Below are 22,705 nucleotides of genomic sequence, written 5' to 3' on the forward strand. Positions count from 1 at the left end.
CGAGTCGCCGAGATCACTCGCAGGCGGCGAGGACCAGTTCCTTCACCCGCGCGGGGTCGGCCTGGCCGCGCGTGGCCTTCATTACGTCGCCGACGATCTTGCCCGCCGCAGCGACCTTGCCGCCACGGATCTTCTCCACGATGTCGGGGTTGGCGGCGAGCGCCTCGTCGACCGCCTTCTGCAGTGCCGAATCGTCACGTACCACCTCGAGGCCGCGGGTCGCGACGATCTCGGCCGGTTCGCCCTCGCCGTCGAGAACTCCGACCACCACCTGCTGGGCGAGTTTGGTGGTCAGCTTGCCGTCGTTGACCATCGCGATCACCTCGGCCACCTGAGCGGGGGTGATCGGCAGTTCGGCCAACTCCACCTCGCGGGTGTTGGCCTGCTGGGCGAGGAACGACACCCACCAGCTGCGGGCACTCTCGGGTGTGGCGCCTGCCTCGACGGTGGCGATGATCAGATCGATCGCCCCCACGTTCACCAGGTCGCGCATCACCTCGTCGGAGATGCCCCACTCCTGCTGGATACGCGCGCGCCGGACCCACGGCAGCTCGGGCAGGCTCTTGCCGATCTCGGCGACCCACGCCGGGTCGGGTGCGACCGGCGCCAGATCCGGCTCGGGGAAGTAGCGGTAGTCCTCCGCGGTCTCCTTGCGCCGACCAGCCGACGTGGTGCCGTCGGACTCCTGGAAGTGACGGGTCTCCTGGATGATCTCGCCGCCGGCGCTCAGAACCGCCGCCTGCCTGCGCATCTCGTACCGCACCGCGACCTCGACGCTCTTGAGGGAGTTGACGTTCTTGGTCTCGGTGCGCGTTCCGAACTCGTCGGCGCCCTTGGGCATCAGCGACACATTCGCGTCACAGCGCAGTGATCCCTGATCCATTCGCACGTCGGAGACGTCCAGCGAACGCAGCAGGTCCCGCAACGCGCTCACATAGGCGCGAGCGACCTCCGGTGCCCTCTCACCGGTCCCGGTGATCGGCTTGGTCACGATCTCCACCAGCGGCACGCCGGCCCGGTTGTAGTCCAGCAGCGAGTGATCGGCACCGTGGATACGTCCCGAACCGCCCACATGCAGCGACTTGCCGGTGTCCTCCTCCATGTGCGCCCGCTCGATGTCCACCCGCCAGGTGGTGCCGTCGTCGAGGACCACATCGAGGTGACCGTCGAAGGCGATCGGCTCGTCGTACTGGGAGATCTGATAGTTCTTCGGCTGATCGGGATAGAAGTAGTTCTTCCGCGCGAACGTGCACGAGGTGGCAATCGAACAGTTCAGCGCCAGACCGATCTTGATCGCGTACTCCACGCCCTTGGCGTTGACCACCGGCAGCGCGCCGGGCAGACCCAGGCACACCGGGCACACCTGCGTGTTGGGGTCGGCACCGAATCCGGTCGGGCAGCCGCAGAACATCTTCGTCGCGGTGCCGAGCTCGACGTGCACCTCCAGACCCAGGACCGGGTCATAGGTGGAGACGACCTCGTCGTAGTCCATCAGGTCTGTGGTCGCTGCTGTCATGCCGACCAGTTTATGTTTCCCGCCGACGACCACGTACCTCGGATGGTGCGAGCGTGGCGTATCGGCATCACTGCAGCCGACCGACCACCGACTCCACGGCCGCACGCACGTCACCGGAGACCACTGCACCGACCGCGCGTTCGATCTCCGGGGCGAGGAATCGGTCGGGGCCCACACCGTCGACACCGGCCGAGCGCAACGTCTCGATCACTGCGGCCGAGGCCGGCGACGGCCGCAGCGGAGCCCGCATCTGCACACCACGACCCGCGGTGAGCACCTCGATGGCGAGCACCCGGGCCAGACCGTCGACCGCGCGGCGCAGTTTGCGCCCCGCCGACCATCCCATCGACACGTGGTCTTCCTGCATGGCCGACGACGGGATCGAATCAACCGACGCCGGCACCGCGAGCCGCTTGAGCTCGGAGACGATCGCAGCCTGGGTGTACTGGGCGATCATCAGACCCGAGTCCACGCCAGGATCGTCGGCGAGGAACGGCGGCAGGCCGTGGTTGCGTGAGCGGTCGAGGAACCGGTCGGTGCGTCGCTCGCTGATGCTCGCCAGGTCGGCGATCGCGATCGCCAGGAAGTCGAGCACATAGGCCACCGGCGCCCCGTGGAAGTTGCCGTTGGACACCACCTCCCCCGACAACGTGACCACGGGATTGTCGATGGCACTGGCCAGTTCGTTCTCGGCGACCATGCGCGCATGCGCTGCTGTGTCGCGGCCGGCACCGGCGACCTGCGGGGCGCACCGCAGCGAGTACGCATCCTGAACACGGGTGTCCTCCGGTCCGGCGTGGCTGGCCACGATCTGCGAGTCGGCCAGCACCGCCCGCATATTCGCCGCGGCCGCAGCCTGACCCGGCTGGGGACGCAACCGCTGCAGATCGTCGGCGAAGACCTTGTCGGTCCCCAGCAGCCCTTCCACGCTCATCGCCGCGGAGATGTCGGCGACGGCGAACAGATTGTCGAGGTCTGCCAACGCCAGCAGCAACATGCCGAGCATGCCGTCGGTGCCGTTGATCAGCGCAAGTCCCTCCTTCTCGGCCAGGGTCACCGGATGCAGACCGAACTCGGCGAACGCCTCGGCGGTCGGGATGATCCGGCCGTCGGGCGTGGCCACCACACCTTCACCGGTGAGAGTCAGCGCCACATGTGCCAGCGGTGCGAGGTCTCCCGAGCAGCCGAGACTGCCGTATTCGTGGACCACCGGGACCAGCCCCGACGACAGCAGCGCAGCGTAGGCGGTCGCGGTCTCCGGGCGGATACCGGTACGGCCGGTCGCCAACGTCGACAATCGCAACAGCATCATCGCCCGCACCACTTCGGGTTCGACCACATCACCGGTTCCGGCCGCATGTGACCGGATCAGGCTGCGCTGCAACTCGGTTCGCAGGTGTTCGGGGATGTGGCGGGTCGCCAGGGCGCCGAAGCCGGTCGAGACGCCGTAGACGGGGTCGGGTCGCGCGGCCAGCGACTCGATGTGGGTGCGCGTCTGCGCGATCGCGGACAGCGCGTCGTCGCCGAGTGTGACCTCGGCGCCTCCACGCGCGACCGCCACGACGTCATCGGCACCGACCGGACCCACACCCACGATCACCGTCGGTCGTTGCCGCGTTCCGTCGGCCACTGCTGCACTCGACACCGTCCACCCCTGCCTGATTCGTTCGTCTGTCTGCTTCGTTCGGTCGTCACGATCGGCACCGCCTGTCGCGCGGCGGTGTCCCCGCCGGCGCGTCGGACGGTGCCGCTCGACGCAGTTGTCTATACAACCTCCGAAACTGTCGCACACCGGAGTCGCCGGTTCAACACGAAAGCACACCACCTCACCGGACAAGCCGCTGCTCGGAGGGGTCGGCGCCGCGCGTACCGTCAAGCCATGACCCTTTCGCAGAGCACACTCGACGAACTCGTCGCGGCGGGCGTCTCGGTGCGGACCGATCCCGACGTGATCGAGACCTACAGCCACGACCGCTCCCCCGCCCCCTACGGTCTGGCACTCGCAGTGGTCTCGCCCGCCGACACCGCGCAGGTGTCGGAGACCATGAAATGGGCTACCCGACACCGGGTTCCGGTGGTTGTTCGCGGCGCCGGGTCGGGTATCGCGGGGGCGGCCACGGCCAGCGACGGGTGCATCATTCTCTCGACGGCCCATCTCAACCGCATCCTCGACATCGATGCCCCGAACATGCTGGCCACGACCCAACCCGCCGTCATCACCGCCGAACTCGACCGCGCGGTCGCCCAGCGCGGACTGATGTACGCACCCGATCCGGGATCGGTCGAGATCTGCTCGATCGGCGGCAACGTCGCCACGAACGCCGGCGGCCTGCGGTGCGTGAAATACGGCGTGACACGGGACAGCATCGCCGGACTCGAGGTGGTCCTGGCCGATGGGCGGATCATCCGCACCGGCCGTCGCACGGTGAAGAACGTCAGCGGTTATGACCTGACCGGATTGTTCGTCGGATCCGAGGGCACCCTGGGCGTGGTGACCGAGATCGACGTGCGACTGCGTCCGCGTCCAGTGGGCCTGTCCCCGGTGATCGTCGGTTCCTTCACCGACACCGCCGCCGCCGGGGCTGCCGTTGCCCAGGTGATGAGCGCCAACCTCGAACCCGAGCTCATGGAACTACTCGATCGCCGGACGCTGACACTGATCGACGACTTCAAGCACACCGGCCTCGAACCCGACGCCGGTGCACTGTTGGTGGCCCAGACCACCGGCACCTCAGCGATCGAACGTGCCGCAGTGATCGCCGAACTGTTCACCACCGCAGGCGGATTCGATGTGATCGTCTCCGACGACGCCGCGGAAGCCGAACAACTCATCGAGATCCGTCGGCTGGCCTACCCGGCCTACGAACACGCCGGTGCCGCGCTCGTGGAGGATGTGGCCGTGCCGCGCAGCCGCCTCGCCGACATGCTCGCCGCCGTCGACGAGATATCGGCACGGCACGGCGTGACCGTCGCGAGCGTGGCCCATGCCGGCGACGGCAACGTCCACCCGACCTTCATCTACGAGCGCGGACTACCCGAGGTGCCCGATGAGGTGATGGCCGCCGCCGAAGAGGTGTTCCGCACGGCGATCTCCTTCGGCGGCACACTGACCGGCGAGCACGGTGTGGGCGTACTGAAGAAGCGCTGGCTCGGCGAGGATCTCGGCGCCGACACGCTCGCGGTGTGCCACGACATCAAGGGAGCACTCGACCCACTGGGAATCCTCAACCCCGGCAAGGCGATCTGAGAGATCCGATACATGGCCCGGTTCAGCCGGGCACTGCTCACACGTGCTCACGTGGTGGTGAACGAACCCTCGAGTCGGCTTCGTGAGCCCGGGTACAGCAGACGAGCCGCAGTGACGATCCTGTCCCCCGACCAGGTGCGCCGGCGCACCAGCAGGCACGGTTCGGTGGCCTCCATCGCCAGCATCGCGGCCTCGTCGGCGGTGGGCATCACAGCCTCCACCACATGTTCTCCGCGGGTCAGCGGCGCGACCGCGCTCAGATAGGCATGCGGGGTGATCTCGGTGAAGTCCTGGTCGAGATACCCCGGAGCCGTCACCGGGTTGACGTAGCGATCCTCGATCTGGATGGGGATGTCGTCCTCGAAATGCACTGCGAGGGAGTGGAACACCGTGGGTGCGGTGAAGTCCGCATCGTCGAGGAGCCCGCGATGGGCGCCGGCATCCTCGCAGCGGACGTAGCGCATCGACATACGGTGGCGGCCACCACGTTCGGCGATCTCGTCGCCGATACTGCGCACCTCCAACAGTGGCGAGGGCCGACGTACGTCGGCGACGAAGGTCCCCACCCCGGGGATCCGGACGATCAGACCCTCCGCGCTGAGTTCCCGGTAGGCGCGGTTGATGGTCATCCGCGAGAGTCCGAGTGCGTCCACCAGCTGGTTCTCCGAGGGGATCTGCATCCCCTCGGTCCACTCACCGCTGCGCACACGGCCCCCGATCAGCAGTTTGACCCGCTGATAGGCGGGCACGGACGGGCCCGCGGACTCGCGGAAGTCACGTGCGAGCCCGTCGCTCGCATTCGCCGACGAGGCGGTGGTCATGTGGGCGAGTCTAACGAGCACCACCGCGCCGACACGCAGGCGCGGCGTGAGCACACCGACCCTGCTCGAGGCGCGCCGATGACGATTTGGGTCGACAATCGAGACGTGAGCGCTGCACAGGCTCCGATCGCCGGGGTACCCAGAACCGAGATACCGGTCCCCGACGCGGTGCAGGCCATCGCCGACGGCGACCGCGCGACCGCCGTATGGCGCAATGTCTGCGGCGGCGTGACATTCCGCATCGGACCCGAGCATGCGGCCAGATGCTTTGTGAAGTGGGCACCGGCCGAACTCGCCGGGACACCCGAGGGCGATTTCACCGACGAGGCCGCACGACTGCGGTGGGTGGGCTCGTTCGTGACGGTGCCCGCCGTGCTCGAGATGGGGCGTGACGATGCCGGCTCATGGCTCGTCACCTCGGCACTCAATGCCTTCAACGCCGCCGATCGTCGTTGGCAGGGGCAGCCGTCGGTCGCGGCCCGCTCGATCGGATTCGGGCTGCGTCGGCTTCACGATCTCGCACCCGTGGACCGGTGCCCGTTCACCTGGTCGGTCGACGATCGGAAGACACAGGTGCACGCACGCCTGACACACGGCGAAGGTCCCTCCGACTGGGCACCCGAACACCGCCACCTCGCTATCAGCGAGGCTCGCGAGATCCTCTCCTCGCCGCCGCCGGTCGACAAGCTGGTGGTCTGCCACGGCGATGCCTGTGCCCCCAACACCCTTCTCGACGAGAACGGCTTCTACACGGCGCACGTGGATCTCGGGTCCCTGGGCGTGGCCGATCGGTGGGCCGATCTGGCCGTGGCGGCGTGGAGTCTGGAGTGGAATTTTCACCTGCCGTGTGAGCGGGCCCTCTTCGAGGGCTACGGCATCCAGCACGACAGTGATCGGCTCGCCTACTACCGATTGCTCTGGGATCTCTCGTGACACCATGCGAGCCCCCCGTCCCGAGACCGAGCGGGAACCCGGTTACGAGCGTGTAAAAATCCGGCGGTTCCGCTGCGCTCAGGTTGTATATACAGCACTATACAAGCAGCAGTAGACGAGCACTGACAGGGACGAGAGCCGAGAGAAGAGACGCATGACCAGCACCCAGCCGACCAGCACCCCAGACAGCACCGCCGCAGAAAACACCACTGCAGAAGACACCACTGGGCACAGGGCAACACCGCATCACGGCCCGCGCACCGTTCGCGCTCCGCGCGGCAGCGAGATCTCCTGCAAGGGGTGGCAGCAGGAGGCGGTCTTGCGGATGCTGTGCAACAACCTCGATCCCGAGGTCGCCGAGCACCCCGAGGATCTGGTCGTTTACGGCGGCACCGGGCGCGCGGCCCGATCCTGGCCCGCCTTCGACGCGATCGTCTCGACGCTGCGCACCCTGGAGAACGACGAGACCATGCTGGTGCAATCGGGCAAACCCGTCGGTGTGCTGCGCACGAGCACCTGGGCCCCGCGGGTACTCATCGCGAACTCCAATCTGGTGGGCGACTGGGCCAACTGGGAACAGTTCCGCGCGCTGGAGTCCCAGGGACTGACGATGTACGGCCAGATGACCGCGGGGTCGTGGATCTACATCGGCACCCAGGGCATCCTGCAGGGCACCTTCGAAACCTTCGGTGCCGTGGCGCGCAAGCGCTTTGGCGGCACGTTGGCCGGAACCATCACGCTCACCGCAGGTCTGGGCGGGATGGGCGGCGCACAGCCACTGGCCGTCACCATGAACGACGGCGTGGCGATCTGCGTGGACTGCGACCCCTCACGTGTCGATCGGCGCATCGAGCACCGCTACCTCGACACCAAGGCGGCCGATCTCGACGAGGCCCTGGCGATGGCGATCGAGGCCCGCGATGCCAAGCGTCCGTTGTCGATCGGCGTGGTCGGCAATGCCGCCGAGGTCTTCGCCGAACTCCTCGACCGGGATGCCCCCATCGACATCGTCACCGACCAGACATCGGCCCACGACCCGCTGTCCTACCTGCCCATCGGTATCGACTTCGACGACATGAAGACGATGGCGGAGAAAGACCCCGTCTGGTTCACCGAACAGGCACAGCAATCCATGGCCCGCCACGTCGCCGCGATGGTCGGCTTCCTCGACCGCGGCGCGGAGGTGTTCGACTACGGCAACTCCATCCGCGACGAGGCCCGCAAGGGTGGCTTCGACCGCGCATTCGCCTTCCCGGGCTTCGTACCCGCCTACATCCGACCGCAATTCGAAGAAGGGCTGGGACCGTTCCGGTGGGCCGCACTCTCGGGCGACCCGGCCGACATCGCCGCCACCGACCGCGCGATCCTCGAACTGTTCCCGGAGAACGACCACCTTCGTCGGTGGCTCACCATGGCCGAGGAGAAGGTCGCTTTCGAAGGGCTACCGGCTCGCATCTGCTGGCTCGGATACGGCGAACGTCACCGGGCCGGACTGCGATTCAACGAGATGGTGGCCTCCGGCGAGCTGTCGGGGCCGATCGCGATCGGTCGCGATCACCTCGATTCCGGATCGGTGGCATCCCCCTACCGCGAGACCGAGGCCATGCTCGACGGTTCCGACGCGATCGCCGACTGGCCGTTGCTCAACGCCTTGGTCAACACCGCCTCCGGAGCCACCTGGGTGTCGATCCACCACGGCGGCGGGGTCGGTATGGGACGCTCCATCCACGCCGGACAGGTGACCGTCGCCGACGGTACCGACCTGGCGGCGGCCAAGATCGAACGTGTCCTGACCAACGACCCGGCGATGGGTGTGATCCGCCACGTGGATGCCGGGTATGAACACGCCGCCGAGGTCGCCGCCGCACGCGGTGTGCGAATCCCCATGCAGGAGAACGAGTGAGTTCCTTCGAGTCGCTCTGGTCGTCACTGCTGGGCATCGGCCGTGACGACACCAGCGGCGGGTACCGACGTTTCGCGTGGACGTCTGCGGACATGACGCTGCGCGAATGGTTCTCCGGCGAGGCGACTGCGCGCGGTCTCGACGTACAGGAGGACCGCAACGGCAATCTGTGGGCGTGGTGGATGCCGCCAGGTGTCACCGGCGATCCGCGAGATGCCTTCGTCACCGGTTCGCACCTCGACTCGGTGCCCGACGGTGGCGCCTTCGACGGCCCGCTCGGCGTGGTGTCGGCGCTCCACGCGGTCGACCTCCTGCGAGAACAGCACATCACTCCCACCAAACCCATTGCGGTCACCGCATTCTCCGACGAGGAGGGTGCACGCTTCGGTGTGGCGTGTATGGGGTCACGGCTGTCGACCGGTGTGATGAGCCGTGACCACGCCCTGGCCCTGCGCGATGAGCAGGGAACCACACTCGCCGAGGCGATGGGTGCTCAGGGCCGGGATCCGCGACACGTCGGACGCGACACCGAACTCGCCGAGCGGGTCGGCACATTCGTCGAACTCCACATCGAACAGGGCCGAGCACTCGGCCCGGCCGATGCCCCGCTGGGGATCGCGTCGTCGATCTGGCCGCACGGTCGGTGGCGGTTCGATTTCGCCGGACGGGCCGATCATGCGGGCACCACACGCCTGGTCGATCGGCGCGACCCGATGCTGGTCTATGCCGCCACCGTCCTCGCCGCACGCGCAATGGCGCGCAGCCATGGTGGTGTGGCGACCTTCGGCAAGGTCGCCGTGACGCCCAACGGGACCAACGCCATCGCATCGTCGGTGACCGCATGGCTCGACGCCCGGGCGGGTGACGAGACGACGCTGGCCGGCATCGTCGACGACATCGTCTCTGCGGCAGGTGAACACGCCGACGCTGAACAGGTATCGGTACGCGCCGAGGCGGAGTCGACGACGCCGGTGGTCGACTTCTCCCTCGCTCTGACCGCCGACCTGCAGGCGACACTGGCCGAGGAATTCGGTGACATTCCGGTGCTGCCGACCGCCGCCGGACACGATGCGGGCATCCTGGCGTCGGTGGTGGCAAGCGCAATGCTGTTCGTGCGCAACCCGACCGGCGTCTCCCACTCTCCCCACGAATACGCCGACCCGGCCGACTGCGAAGCCGGCGCGCAGGCGTTGGCCACCATCATGCGCGCACAGGCGGCGTCATGAAGTTCTGGTGTCAACGAGCGATTCTCGACGGCGGCGTGGTGGCCCACAGCGTCGTCGTGGACTCCGACGGCGGCGTGATCACCGCTCTCTCCCCCGACACACCGCCACCACCGGGCGCCGAACAGCTCACCGGAATGGTGATCGCGGGTCTGGGCAACGCCCATTCACACGCATTTCATCGGGCATTGCGCGCCCGTACCCAAACCGACCGCGGAACGTTCTGGACCTGGCGTGAGCTGATGTACAGTGCCGCCGAGAGACTCACCCCGGAGTCCTATCGACGTCTCGCGCGAGCGGTGTACGCCGAGATGGCACTGGCGGGAATCACCTCGGTCGGCGAGTTCCACTACCTCCACCACGATCGCGACGGCCGTCCCTACGCCGACCCGAATGCGATGGGGCACGCACTGATCGATGCCGCCGCCGACGCCGGTATCCGTATCACTCTGCTCGACGCGTGCTATCTCACTGCCGCCGTGAATGGTTCGCCGCTGGCCGCCGGACCGCAGCAGAGATTCGGTGACGGAAGCGTGCAGAACTGGGCTGCGCGGGTCGAACTCCTGGCCGCGGAGCCACCTCGACCGCATGCCAAGGTGGGCGCGGCGATCCACTCGGTGCGCGCCGTCGCACGTGAAGACATGCCGGTGGTCGCGCGGTGGGCCGCAGCACATCATGCGCCACTGCACGTGCACGCCTGCGAGCAGCTCGCCGAGATCGATGCCTGCCAGGCGTTCTACGGCCAGAGTCCGATCGAGGTCCTCGACCACGCCGGCGCACTGGGACCGTCGACGACGGTCGTGCACGCCACACATCTGCGCGACCACGACATCGCGCTGTTGCGCGACACCGCGACCGGGGTGTGCTTCTGCCCCACCACCGAACGCGATCTCGGTGACGGCATCGGACCGGCGGCACCGCTGCTGGACAACCCGGGGCACTTCTGCCTCGGCTCGGACAGCCAGGCGATGATCGATCTCTTCGAGGAGTCACGGGCTGTCGAACTCGACGAGCGACTGCGCACCATGCGGCGAGGCAACTTCGAGGCCACCCGACTGCTCACCGCGGCCGCCCGCGACGGTCAGCTCGCCCTCGGCTGGCACGATGCCGGATCCATCGCCGTGGGCATGCGCACCGACCTCGTGGCGCTCGACATGGGTTCGGTGCGCACCGCCGGGTGCGGATTCTCCCCGGAGACCGTGGTGTTCGCGGCGTCGGCAGCCGACGTGACCGACGTCGTGGTCGACGGAGAATTCGTGGTACGCGCACGCCGGCACACCCTCGTCGACGATCCTGCCGGTCAGCTGGCAGTCGAGATCGACGCGTTGACAAGCAGAACCGGGGTGCTCAGATGAGCAGACCGTCTGCGGCGACGAGCCCGTTCGCCGGGATGAACCGGGATGCTGAACCGAGCCGGGATGCTGAACTGATGCCGACAACCACGAGGATTCGAGTCCGCACATGACCACCGTTTACACCGGGATCGGCGAGTTGGTGACCAACGATCCCGCTCGCGGCGACGGATCAGCGCTGGGCATCATCACCGACGCCGCAGTGGTGGTCGCCGACGACACCATCGCCTGGGTCGGATCGTCGAGGCGGGCCCCCGACGCCGACGAACGGATCGACCTGCAGGGGGCGGCGGTGATCCCGGGCTTCGTGGACTCTCATGCACATCTGGTGTTCGCCGGCGAGCGATCCGCAGAATTCGCCGCACGCATAAGCGGACAGCCGTATGCCGCAGGCGGGATCGCGACCACCGTCGGCGCGACCCGGGACGCCGACGATGCGGCTCTCGAGGCCAACGTCGCACATCTGGTCGCCGAGATGACCGCGGCGGGGATCACCACCTTCGAGACCAAGAGCGGATACGGTCTCCGCACCGAGGACGAGGCGCGGAGCCTGCGGATCGCACGCCACTTCACCACCGAGACCACCTATCTCGGCGCCCATGTGGTACCCGCGGAGTATCGCGACAATCGCGATGGCTATGTCGATCTCGTATGCGGGGAGATGCTCTCGGCATGTGCACCCCATGCACGGTGGATCGACGTGTTCTGCGATCGCGGCGCATTCGACGTCGATGAGACCCGCCATGTACTGCGGGCCGGCATCGACGCGGGTCTGCACCCACGCCTACACGCAGGACAGCTCGACTACGGGCCGGGTATCGCACTCGGTGTGGAACTGGGCGCCGCGTCGATCGATCACTGCACCTACACCACCGACGACGATCTCGCGGCACTCGCCGCCTCCGACACCGTGGCGACACTGCTGCCCGGCGCCGAATTCTCCACCCGCGCACGATGGCCCGATGCGCGCCGGATGTTCGATGCGGGCGTGACGGTCGCACTGGCCACCGATTGCAACCCGGGCAGCTCGTTCACCACGAGTATGGGCTTCTGTATCGCCGTCGCGGTGCGGGATATGTATTTCACACCCGCTCAGGCGCTCTGGTCAGCCACAGCCGGCGGTGCACTCGCACTGCGACGCAACGACATCGGCGTCCTTCGACCAGGGATGCGCGCCGATCTCGCGGTACTCGACGCTCCCTCCTACATCCATCTCGCCTACCGACCGGGAGTACCGCTGGTGGGCACAGTGGTGGCCGGCGGGGTGCCTCATCGCGATCGTGGCACGAACTGACCCAGCGCACGTCTACCCGTATATCACTGTTGCTCAAAGCCTTTCGATGTCAATGAATGCGGGGGCAGATGCGACGGCAAGGGTTACGAGACTGTAAAAACTCCGGCATTCACACTGCACGCAAGTTGTATATACAGCACTATACAAAGATGATCTCCGGCTCGCGGAGCCATCGACACTCACGAGGGACCAGTTGTGACCGACACGAACACCCGCGCAACCACCGTGGAAACCCGAACCATCGACGTCGTACCCGACGCTGAACGCCACGGGCGACCCCTCAACCAGTTCACGTTGTGGTTCGGGGCGAATACACAGATCACCGCCGTCGTCGACGGTGCACTCGCCGTGGTCTTCGGCGCCGACGCGCTGTGGGCGATCATCGGACTGGCGATCGGCAACATCCTCGGCGGTATCGTGATGGCCCTGCATTCGGCGCAGGGTCCGCGACTGGGACTTCCACAGATGATCTCCAGTCGCGCGCAATTCGGCGTGCTCGGCGCGGTCGTCCCCCTGGTGATGGTCATCCTCATGTATCTCGGATTCGCCGCGACGGGAAGCGTTCTCGCCGGTCAGGCGATCAGCCATTTCCTGCACATCGACAGCGTGAGCGTGGGGATAGTCATCTTCGCGGTGCTGACGGCGGTGGTGACTCTCATCGGTTATCGAATGATCCACCTCCTCGGCCGCATCGCGACGGTCGTCGGCGTACTCGCCTTCGCCTACCTCACCATCCGCCTCTTCGTTGCCTACGATGCGGCCGATGTCCTCAGCGTGCACGGCTTCGATATCGCGACCTTCCTGCTCGCGGTGTCACTCGGCGCCGGCTGGCAGCTCACGTTCGGGCCGTATGTCGCTGATTACTCCCGCTACCTGCCTCGTGACACATCCCCGAAGAAGACCTTCTGGGCAACGCTCGCCGGTAGTGTCCTCGGCTCACAGTGGTCGATGACCATCGGTGCACTCGTGGCGGCGATCGCAGGCGACGCCTTCCTCGGCGACCAGGTCGGCTACTTCGGCGAACTGGCCGGGCCCGCATGGGCGGCCATGATCATCTATCTGGTCATCGTCATCGGAAAGCTCACGGTCAACACGCTCAACGCCTACGGCGGATTCATGGGCGTTCTGACCACGACGACATCGTTCACCGGACGATCCTCGGTGTCTGCCAGGGTACGTACGGTGTACATCCTCGGATTCGTCGCGATATCGATGATCATCGCGCTGGCCGCCAGCGACAACTTCCTGTCGAATTTCAAGAATTTCGTGTTGCTGCTTCTCATGGTCTTCACGCCGTGGAGTGCGATCAATCTGGTCGATTACTACCTGATCTCCAAGGAACGTATCGACATCCCTGCTCTTTATGACCGTCGAGGCCGCTACGGTGCCTGGAATTGGTATGCGCTGTCGACCTATACGATCGCAGTCCTCATTCAGATCCCATTTCTCGCCCAGACGATGTACACCGGACCGATCACCAGGATGATCGGCGGCGTCGACATCTCCTGGATACTCGGGCTCGTCGTGGCCGCAGCCCTGTACTATCCGCCTGCACGACACCACAATCGCGCACCGGCCGCGACGGTGTACCCCACCACGTCACCGCTGTCGGAGGCATCCTCGGTTCCAGACTCCGAGCACGTTGCGCATGACCACGCAACAGCGGGAGGCCCGTCTTCACGTCGCGTGCCCGACTGAATACCATTGCCTCATCAGATAATTGAACATCCGCACGATACACAGCGGGCTTGTGGTTCTTCACGGAACCACAAGCCCGCTGTCGTGCAACGGGTCTCGCCAACCAGTCGCGACATGGCGCCACCACCCAGCACACACGGGGTGGACACCCCACTCGTCCCATGCGACACTACTTATGCCGTCAGACAGTATTCTAATTCCATTAGATGGAATTAGACGGGAAAAGTTCAGGAGCCCCAGGTGACCACCCAGCACGCACACACCGACACCGTCACGTCCGCCGAGTTGCGCACGTCGGTACGAGAATTCGCCGACGCCGAGATTCGCCCCGGCGCGGCCGATCGGGACAGATCCGCTCAGTTTCCGCGACAGCTCATCCAGCGCCTGGCCGATCAGGACCTCATGGGCATCTCGATTCCGGCAGAGTTCGGTGGACTCGGCCTGCCGACCCGCGCACAGCTGGTTGCCATCGAGGAAATCGCACGTGCTGATGCGGCATTGGCATCCATCTACACCGCGCACTACCTGGGAATCGAGCCCATACTCCTCGGCGGGAGCGATGCGCAGCGGACACGTTGGCTGCCTCCGCTCACATCCGGTGGCCACCTCGCGGCGTTCGCACTCACCGAACCCGACGCAGGCTCCGATATCGCCTCCATGCGCACAACGGCATGCCACCGAGACGACGGTTGGCACCTATCGGGTTCCAAGACCTTCATCTCGAATGCCCAGGAAGCCGATCTCGTCGTGGTCTTCGCCACAACCGACCCCACGGCCGGCTTCCGCGGCATCACAGCCTTCGCACTGCCGAAGGGCACTGCCGGCGTCAGCTTTTCAGAGCCACAGGACAAGTTGGGAATCCGTTCAGCACCCACCTACACCGTGTACTTGGACGACGTGGTGCTTCCGCACGATCACCTCATCGGCACCGAGGGACGTGGCGGCAATCTCGCGCTGACCGCACTCAACCGTGCACGAATCGACGTCGCCGCCATGGCAAATGGGATCGCGCTTCGTGCATGGGAGGTGGGGCGCGAATATGCCTCCACACGTCGCCAGTTCGGTCAACCCATCCGCGATTTCCAGGCCATCCAACTCCTCCTCGGCGAATTCGACGCCCGGCTCGTCGCCTCACGGGTGACCGCAGACTGGGCGGCGGATGTCAAGGACGACGGCGGCGAGGTGCGCCGCGCCGCCTCGATCTCGAAATACATTGCGACGGAATCATGCTTCTCGATCGTCGACCAGGTCATGCAGATTCACGGCGGCGCCGGATTCATGCGCGAGTCGGAGATCGAGCGGCTGTACCGAGACTGCCGGATTCTGCGCATCTTCGAGGGCACGTCGCAGATCCAGTTGCTGACCATCGCCGGCAATGCACCATCCACCCGTTCCACCGATTACTGAGAGACAGTCGACAATGACCAGTGCACCTGCCCCACTCGACGGCGTCCGGGTGATCGACCTGTCCCGCGTGCTCTCGGGACCCTTCTGCACGGCACTCCTCGCCGACGCCGGCGCAGATATCGTGAAAATCGAATCGAAGACGGGTGAGGACTCGCGACATCTGGGCCCGTTCCGCGACGGTGAGAGCATCTACTTCAACGTTCTCAACCGCGGAAAGCGCTCCATCGCACTCGACCTCAAAGACCCCGACGATCGCGAGGTACTGCTGTGCCTGATCGAGGGTGCCGATGTCGTCGTCGAGAACTTCCGGCCGGGTGTCACCGGCCGGCTCGGCATCGACTACGACACCGTCCGCGCCCGCAGCCCACGGATCGTCTACGCATCAATCTCCGGTTTCGGCCAGAGCGGGCCGATGGCCGGCGCTGCCGCATACGACCTGGTCGTTCAGGCGCTCTCAGGGATCATGAGCATCACCGGAACTGAAGAATCCGGTCCCACACGTCTCGGCGAATCGTTCGGCGACACCATCACCGGAATCTTCGCCGCATGGGGAATCAGCACAGCGTTGCTGTCGTCTCGCGCCACCGGCCGCGGCCAACACCTCGATATCGCGATGTTGGACAGCTTGCTCGCGATGTTGCCGACTGCGCACAGCCAGTTGCAGGCGACCGGCGAGACCCCCAAACGCGTGGGAAATCGGCACCCCGTGTCGACACCGTTCGACACCTTCCGTGCCGCCGACGGTCAATTCGTTCTCGCGATCGCCAGCCAGAAGGGATTTCAGACCTTGGCCCACACAATGGGCCGCGATCACCTGCTCACAGACGAGAGATTCGCCGACGACACCGCCCGGACACAGAACGAACCCGCTCTGCGTGCCGAGATCGAATCGTGGGCTGCGGGTAAGAGTGTCGCTCAGGTGCTCGAGTCGCTCAGTGCTGCCGGACTCGCGGGATCAGAGGTGTGGACCGTTGAACAGGCACTCACATCGGAACAGGCTGGTCACCGCGCGGTGGTCGAATCCTTCGAGCATCCGGTTGCAGGAACGGTATCCTACGTCCGGCAGCCGGTCGTGTTCGGCGACAGTGCGCGACCCGGGGTGAGACGAAGCCCGCTCCTCGACGAACATCATGACGAGATCCTCGGCGAGGCCGAACCTGATCGGATCGATCGGACGGGTGACAATCCTGACCATGTGTAGAGGAGGATCAGATGCCGCCCGGTGACGTGACCCGAAGTGTCAGCCGCACTTTCGAACTACTCGGAGCGATCATCGAAGACGGTGGGCTCACCCTCGCCGAGGCCGCCAAGGCAACGGATCTGGCTCCGAGTACCGCGCTGCGGCTGATCCGCAGCCTCGAGCAGACGGGATTCGTACAACGCGGCAGGGACAACGTCTACCAGGCAGGTTCGCGACTACTGCAGTTGGGCGCTCAGGCGATCTCCGACAACCAGCTCCTCTATCGTGCCCAACCGGCGATGGAGACGATCGCCGAGATCACGCGGGAATCAACGTATCTGTCGATACGTGGCTCAAGTGATACCGGCCTCTACATCGGTCAGGTTCAGGGCACTCACGCCATTCGGCACATGGGATGGGTCGGTCAGACCATCCCCCTCGCGGGAACTGCCGCCGGAACCGCGCTACGTGGCGACCTGACCCCGGGCTCCTACGCGATTGCAGACGATGCGATCGAAGAGCACTCAACGGGAGTTGCGGCCCCGATCGTCGACGCGACAGGACGCGTCGCGGGCGCGTTGAGCATTGTGGGGCCCACGTTTCGCCTCACCGACGATGTCTGTGCCCAGCACGGTCGAGTGCTCGTCGAGTACTCCGGCCGGTTGTCGGCAGAGCTCGGGGCAGACATCGCCGCCGCAGTGCCCGACGAGCAGCGTTGATTCACACGCGATCTCACCCGAAGATGACGCGGATCTCCTGATACTGCTCCTGCGGCACCACTTTGTGATTCGCGAGCGCCTCCTCGAAATCGACGCGCACGATGTTGGTGCCGCGCAGCGCCACCATCTCACCCCAGCCTCGATCGGCGACGAGGTCCGAGACCGCCATACCCATCCGGGTCGCGAGCACACGGTCGAATCCCGTCGGCGAACCCCCACGTTGGATGTGACCGAGAACAGTTGCGCGCGTTTCGATTCCAGTGCGCTCCTCGATCAGAGGGGCGAGCACCTCACCGATGCCGCCGAGCCGGGGACGGTTGAAGCCGTCGAGACCCTTCGTCGAATGCGCAGCGCCCATGTCGGGGAGTTTGAATCCCTCGGCGACCACCACCATCGGGGCACGGCCTCGTGCGCGCACACTGGTCACCCACGCGCAGATCTGATCGAGGCTCTCGGGCTGTTCGGGGATGAGGATGGCGTGTGCGCCGCCTGCGATACCCGAGTGCAACGCGATCCATCCCGCATGTCGACCCATCACCTCCAAGACCATGCACCGCATATGCGAATTACCCGTGGTGCGCAATCGGTCGATCGCCTCGGTGGCGATGGAGACGGCGGTGTCGAAACCGAAGGTGTAGTCGGTCGCACCCAGATCGTTGTCGATGGTCTTGGGCACACCGACGATGTTGATGCCGTCGCCGTAGAGGCGCTTGGCCGCCGAGGCGGTGCCCTCCCCGCCGATCGCGATCACGCCGTCCACCCGCAGATCGTCGAGCACCTTCTTGATGTTCTCCGGACCACCCTGCGGTTCGGTATACGGCCCGAACCTGCTGGTGCCCAGAATCGTGCCGCCCTCATGGGACAGGCCACGTACGACCGCGCGGTCGAGCGGGATCACATCGCCCTCGACGAGGCCGCGCCATCCGTCTTTGAATCCGAGGTAGCTGTGCCCGTAGACCGTCTCACCCTTGAGTACGGCGCCGCGGATGACGGCGTTGAGCCCGGGGCAGTCGCCGCCCGAGGTCAGGATTCCGAAACGGGCCACAGGAACAGATCCTCTCGTCGTCGGGCGTCAACACATCCGGTCGAGCCGTCGAGCTCGTCATACCGGCCCCACGCTACCCACGAAGCAGGTCCACAGCGGGCCCCCGGCCGGGTCGGCGATGCGTTCAATCTAGTGGACCCCGCCCCACTGCGCTGCGTGATACGACCACGGACGATCTGTCAGTACACGGCACGGAGGACGGCGGATGCGTCGCACGCGGGACATTCGCGCGAGCACTTTCAGCGAAGCCCGTTTTCGAAGGCGTAGACCACGGCCTGCACCCGGTCGCGCAGCCCCAGCTTCGCCAGCACGCTGCTCACATGGGTCTTGACCGTCTGCTCGGTGACGAACAGCACCGAGGCGATCTCTGCATTCGATTTCCCTTCGGCCACTTTCTCGAGCACCTCGCGTTCGCGCGGTGTGAGTGTCGCGGTGGCCCCGGGTGCGGCCGGTCGCGGACGGCGTGTGGAGACCACCTCGGAGATCAATCGCTGCGTCACCCACGGCGCCAGAAGTGCGTCCCCGGTCGCGACCACCCGCACCGCCCGCACCAATTCGGCGGCCGGGGCGTCCTTGAGCATGAAGCCCGAGGCCCCGGCCGCCAGCGCGTCGTAGACGTAGTCGTCGATGTCGAAGGTGGTGAGCATCAGAATCTTCGAGGCGACGCGATCGGATCCCGTGAGCAGTTCCCGCGTGGCCCGCAAACCGTCGAGCACCGGCATCCGTACGTCCATGAGCACCACATCCGGCGACACCGCGCGCACGAGTTCCACCGCTGCACGACCGTCGGCGGCGTCGCCGATCACCTCGATGTCGTCTTGGGCTGCCAGCAACGCCCCGAATCCCTGCCGCACCATCGCCTGGTCGTCCGCGATCACCACCGTGATACTCACACCGTTACTCCCGATCGCAGCGGGAGCACGGCCCGTACGGCGAAACCGCCGTCACGGGCGGCCGCCGCAGACAGAGATCCACCGACGGCATTGGCGCGTTCGATCATCCCGATGATGCCGAACCCGCCGCCCTCGTCAGACGGGCCTGAACCCACCGCACCCGACGGGGCCGCGCCGGGGCGGGGAGCCGAGTTGTCGACACTCACCTCGAGGGTTCCCGCATTCGCCTGCACCGCGACCACCACCGACGAACCCGGTGCGTGCCGGGTGGCGTTGGCCAGTGACTCCTGCACGATCCGGTAGGCGACGAGCGACGTCGCATCCCCCAGGGTCTGCGGATCGACACTCACCTGCGCCTGCACGTCGACGCCGGCCGAGCGGGTGGAGGCGACCAGCGCCGCGATGTCGGCAACGGTGGGGTTGGGCATCGACTGCGCGCCGTCCTCCTCCACCCGCAGGACCCCCAGCATCTGACGGACCTCCTGCAGTGCCTCGCGCCCGGTGGCGGCGATCGACTCGAACTCGGCGACCACCTCCGGTGACAGGCCACGCAATCGGTACGGCGCCGACTCCGCCTGCACCACCACCATCGACATCCGGTGCGCCACCACGTCGTGGAGATCCCGGGCGATCCGTGCACGCTCGTTGAGCACCGCCGACCGTTGGGTCGCTTGCTCTTTCAAACCAGTCTCTCGTTCGAGTTCGATTCGCGAGCGGAATGCCAAGCGCGCCAACACAACCACCACCCCGGTGATCGCGAAGCCCACCGCCCACCCCACCCAGGTGAGCCCAGGCGCCGAGAGGAAGAAGAGCAGCGACGTCACCACCCAGACCAGCGGCACACTCCACCACGGCACCCGCACGTAGGTCATGACGGTGAGCGCCACCATCGCGATGATCGTGGTGACCTGCATCGCCCACGGCCACTCGTTCACCCGCCCCGCGATCTGCCCGATGACCGCCGCGGCCACCAGGCACACGGCCCACCCCACCAGTGGATGTGACCACGCCAGGGCCACCGGCAACGCGGTCAGCGCCGCACACAGCGGCCACGCGGCGACGGGGAGGTCCAATGTGGCGGCAAATGTCGACCACGAGACCGCGAACAGCACCGCCGCCACCAGCAGCGCGATCACGTTCATCGGTGAGCGGAAGTGATCGGCGACCGCCGGCGCGACAGCGATGTCCGCGTTGGTGAACAGTCGCCGCGCCCGCACGCGCACTGTGCGCCACGGCCGGCGGCGCGAGTTGCCGTCTGCCATACCGCCACCCTACGAAATGCCGGTTGCGGTGTCCTCATACTCCGGAGGGAGATCCGCCTCCCTCAGCGGTCGCATACACACACCCGCCCACGACCTGCGCGGGAGAACTGACCTCGGTCCACGCGCCGATTCGCGCATGGACCCGCACTTCCTAGCGTCGAAAACCATGACCTCACAACGCATCAGAGCACTGCCGGGCGGCACCTCTGTCTTGTCTGCGGCAGTGCTGATCGCAGCGATCCTCGTCACCGGCGGGATCGTGGCGGCCTTCGTGGTCGCCGGCGGGGCCTCGGCCCGCGGGACTGCCGGACGCTCAGCCGACGAACGCACACCCGAGGGGGCGGCGATCACCGCACTCGTCGGTGCACATCCCGCCGACGCACTCGCGCACCTTCCCGCCGACTTCGGCGCGCGATTCGGCTACCTCCCGCAGCTCCGTCAGGGACATCCGGAGAATCCGGCGGGTTCGTGCTCGTCTCCGATCGCGATGCCTGCGCAGTTCCAACCGATGTGCCGGGAACACGATTTCGGCTACGACCTGCTGCGCAGTGCGGCGGTGCACGGACACCCGCTGCAACCGTGGGCGCGGCGCGCACTCGACGCCAACCTCATTGCTCGCATGCGCGGATCGTGCGGCGACGCCGTATGCGATGTGGCCGCAGATCTCGCCGATCGCGGTGTCGGCGTGAACTCGTGGCGAGAGGGTGACACGGCACCCGGCCGCACGGTGTCGGCGCCGGTCTTCGCGTTCACCGTCCTCGCCCGGCTGGTCCGATCATGACCATCACGGTCCGGGACATGACGGTCCGGGGTGTGACGCTCCGGGACATCTCCGCACACCTGCCCCGCGCGCTGACCTCCCTCGGCGCGGCCGTGGGTGCTGCACTAGCACTCACCCCACCGTCGCTACCCCGCGTCCCGCTCGTCGAGTTCGCGGTTCTCGCCTGTCTCGTCGTCGCGGGTGCGTTGTTCGGCGCTGTGGCGTCGGGAATCATGCGGGTCGTCGGGCGCTGTGTCGGTCACCGGTCACCGGCGAGGACCTGTCCGGTCGCCGGCTCTGCGCGTGTCGTGGCGGCCGCGGTGTGTCTGAGTGCGAGCATCGCGATGTCCGCGTGGAACATGCTCTGGGAGAACACTCTTCGCGATGAACTCGGCATCGGTGGACTGAGCTGGGTGTGGAGAGTCCTCTTCTGTACACCCGTCGTCGCGGGATACGCCGCGGTCGCGGCCGTACGCGGTCGTCGCCGCCACCGCGCAGCCCTCACACCCCAGCGTGCGGCGACCCCCACGGTCGCGGTGACCTGCGCGACCGCCGTGATCGCGACACTGATCGCCGGCACCGTCAGCTGCGGGTCCGCGACCGGTCTGAGCTCAGGCGCGACGAGTTCGGCGAGGTCTGCAGCGAGTCCGGCATCGGGTCGCTCACACGCGGAGAGCTTCCTGACCGACAGCGCGACGCCTGCGTCGCTGCGCGTCTACGAGCCGTTGGACCAGCGGACCATGCAGGATCGCGCCCGCGACGCCGTCAAGGCCTGGCTCACGCTCGGGGGTGCGCATCGCTCGACGGTGGTGATCGCCGTCCCCACCGGCTCCGGCTGGGTGGATCCCGCCGCGATCGCGGCATTCGAGAGTCGCTCACGCACGGACCTCAGTGTCATCGCCGTCCAATACGATTCCGCGCCGAGCTGGGAATCGTTCCTCGTCCACCGCACGCTGGCGATTTCCTCGGCGACTGCGGTCACCGCGGCTGTCCTGCACGCTCTGGAGGCGATGCCGCGCGGCGAACGCCCGCACGTGGTGCTGTACGGACAGAGCTTGGGAGCGGTCGGCGCCGACGCGGCCCGCGCGAGTGTCGGGGGTTCGCGCGTGTGCACAACGCTGCTCGCCGGCCCGCCCGCCGACTCCATCGCCGCCGACGGTCTCCACCGGCAGGTGCTCGTCAATCGGTCCGACCCGGTGGCCGACTGGTCGCCGGCACTGGCATGGCGACCGACCCGACCGACGCACCAACGCGTGGACACCGGTACCGCGCTGCGACGCCCGCCGTGGATCCCGGTGGCGAGCTTCATCTCTCGCAGCATCGACCTACTCTCGGCGCGCAGCTTCGGCTCGGGTGTGGGGCACCGCTACGGACCCGAGCAGGCGCAGATCCGCGAGCAGTGTCTCGATCACACCACACTCCGCCGCGACCCACGCTGACGACGACTGACGG

Annotated in this window: 18 protein-coding genes; 12 read left to right on the top strand and 6 right to left on the bottom strand. The window is 66.6% G+C overall.

Going from position 1 to position 22,705, the window contains the following annotated elements; translation table 11 throughout:
• Nucleotides 1–13: 13 nt before the first annotated feature.
• Complete coding sequence (gene gatB / locus IEW22_RS04400; protein ID WP_188585381.1) at nucleotides 14–1,516, bottom strand: Asp-tRNA(Asn)/Glu-tRNA(Gln) amidotransferase subunit GatB; 1,503 nt, start codon at nucleotides 1,514–1,516, stop codon at nucleotides 14–16.
• A gap of 67 nt (nucleotides 1,517–1,583) precedes the next feature.
• Nucleotides 1,584–3,161 carry a histidine ammonia-lyase gene (gene hutH / locus IEW22_RS04405; RefSeq protein ID WP_229742170.1) on the bottom strand — a complete coding sequence of 526 codons (1,578 nt, stop codon included), beginning with the start codon at nucleotides 3,159–3,161 and terminating at the stop codon, nucleotides 1,584–1,586.
• Nucleotides 3,162–3,395: 234 nt separating this feature from the next.
• Between hutH and IEW22_RS04410 the strand changes: the two genes are divergently transcribed.
• Complete coding sequence (locus tag IEW22_RS04410) at nucleotides 3,396–4,763, top strand: FAD-binding oxidoreductase (protein WP_188585382.1); 1,368 nt, start codon at nucleotides 3,396–3,398, stop codon at nucleotides 4,761–4,763.
• Between the two features lie 47 nt (nucleotides 4,764–4,810).
• Here the strand turns inward: IEW22_RS04410 and hutC are convergent, their stop codons facing one another.
• On the bottom strand, nucleotides 4,811–5,584 hold the full coding sequence (hutC, locus tag IEW22_RS04415; protein ID WP_188585383.1) for a histidine utilization repressor: 774 nt from the start codon (nucleotides 5,582–5,584) through the stop codon (nucleotides 4,811–4,813).
• Between the two features lie 150 nt (nucleotides 5,585–5,734).
• Between hutC and IEW22_RS04420 the strand changes: the two genes are divergently transcribed.
• From IEW22_RS04420 to IEW22_RS04460, 9 genes are all read left to right on the top strand, one after another.
• A complete protein-coding gene (locus tag IEW22_RS04420) occupies nucleotides 5,735–6,517 on the top strand; it encodes a phosphotransferase (RefSeq protein WP_373284127.1) in 783 nt (260 codons plus the stop codon).
• A 154-nt stretch (nucleotides 6,518–6,671) separates the two neighbouring features.
• Entirely contained in the window at nucleotides 6,672–8,420 is a 1,749-nt protein-coding gene (gene hutU, locus IEW22_RS04425; RefSeq protein WP_188585385.1) for a urocanate hydratase, read from the top strand.
• A complete protein-coding gene (locus tag IEW22_RS04430) occupies nucleotides 8,417–9,646 on the top strand; it encodes an allantoate amidohydrolase (RefSeq protein ID WP_188585386.1) in 1,230 nt (409 codons plus the stop codon). Before hutU ends, IEW22_RS04430 begins: the two co-directional genes overlap by 4 nt.
• Entirely contained in the window at nucleotides 9,643–10,998 is a 1,356-nt protein-coding gene (locus IEW22_RS04435) for a formimidoylglutamate deiminase (protein WP_188585387.1), read from the top strand. Before IEW22_RS04430 ends, IEW22_RS04435 begins: the two co-directional genes overlap by 4 nt.
• 106 nt (nucleotides 10,999–11,104) lie before the next feature.
• Complete coding sequence (hutI, locus tag IEW22_RS04440) at nucleotides 11,105–12,289, top strand: imidazolonepropionase (protein ID WP_188585388.1); 1,185 nt, start codon at nucleotides 11,105–11,107, stop codon at nucleotides 12,287–12,289.
• Between the two features lie 195 nt (nucleotides 12,290–12,484).
• Entirely contained in the window at nucleotides 12,485–13,987 is a 1,503-nt protein-coding gene (locus IEW22_RS04445; protein WP_188585389.1) for a purine-cytosine permease family protein, read from the top strand.
• Between the two features lie 240 nt (nucleotides 13,988–14,227).
• Nucleotides 14,228–15,394, top strand: a complete 1,167-nt coding sequence (locus IEW22_RS04450) for an acyl-CoA dehydrogenase family protein (RefSeq protein WP_188585390.1) — start codon at nucleotides 14,228–14,230, stop codon at nucleotides 15,392–15,394.
• 13 nt (nucleotides 15,395–15,407) lie between these two features.
• Nucleotides 15,408–16,595 (top strand): CaiB/BaiF CoA transferase family protein, encoded by a 1,188-nt coding sequence (locus tag IEW22_RS04455; protein WP_188585391.1) that lies wholly within the window; start codon nucleotides 15,408–15,410, stop codon nucleotides 16,593–16,595.
• 11 nt (nucleotides 16,596–16,606) lie between these two features.
• Complete coding sequence (locus IEW22_RS04460; protein WP_188585392.1) at nucleotides 16,607–17,293, top strand: IclR family transcriptional regulator; 687 nt, start codon at nucleotides 16,607–16,609, stop codon at nucleotides 17,291–17,293.
• 13 nt (nucleotides 17,294–17,306) lie between these two features.
• Here the strand turns inward: IEW22_RS04460 and IEW22_RS04465 are convergent, their stop codons facing one another.
• The 3 genes from IEW22_RS04465 to IEW22_RS04475 all read right to left on the bottom strand — a co-directional run bounded on the left by IEW22_RS04465 (nucleotide 17,307) and on the right by IEW22_RS04475 (nucleotide 20,493).
• A complete protein-coding gene (locus IEW22_RS04465) occupies nucleotides 17,307–18,338 on the bottom strand; it encodes a 6-phosphofructokinase (RefSeq protein WP_188585393.1) in 1,032 nt (343 codons plus the stop codon).
• A 239-nt stretch (nucleotides 18,339–18,577) separates the two neighbouring features.
• Nucleotides 18,578–19,231, bottom strand: a complete 654-nt coding sequence (locus IEW22_RS04470) for a response regulator (protein WP_188585394.1) — start codon at nucleotides 19,229–19,231, stop codon at nucleotides 18,578–18,580.
• Nucleotides 19,228–20,493 (bottom strand): sensor histidine kinase, encoded by a 1,266-nt coding sequence (locus IEW22_RS04475; protein WP_188585395.1) that lies wholly within the window; start codon nucleotides 20,491–20,493, stop codon nucleotides 19,228–19,230. Before IEW22_RS04475 ends, IEW22_RS04470 begins: the two co-directional genes overlap by 4 nt.
• Before the next feature lie 166 nt (nucleotides 20,494–20,659).
• On the opposite strand from IEW22_RS04475, the gene IEW22_RS04480 reads away from it, so the two are divergent.
• Both IEW22_RS04480 and IEW22_RS04485 read left to right on the top strand, forming a co-directional pair.
• Nucleotides 20,660–21,274: a hypothetical protein gene (locus IEW22_RS04480; RefSeq protein ID WP_188585396.1), complete on the top strand. Its 615-nt coding sequence runs from the start codon at nucleotides 20,660–20,662 to the stop codon at nucleotides 21,272–21,274.
• Nucleotides 21,271–22,692, top strand: a complete 1,422-nt coding sequence (locus tag IEW22_RS04485; RefSeq protein ID WP_188585397.1) for an alpha/beta-hydrolase family protein — start codon at nucleotides 21,271–21,273, stop codon at nucleotides 22,690–22,692. Before IEW22_RS04480 ends, IEW22_RS04485 begins: the two co-directional genes overlap by 4 nt.
• Nucleotides 22,693–22,705: the final 13 nt, after the last annotated feature.

The sequence above is a fragment of the Gordonia jinhuaensis genome, from assembly GCF_014639795.1.
Taxonomy (GTDB): Bacteria; Actinomycetota; Actinomycetes; order Mycobacteriales; family Mycobacteriaceae; genus Gordonia_B; species Gordonia_B jinhuaensis.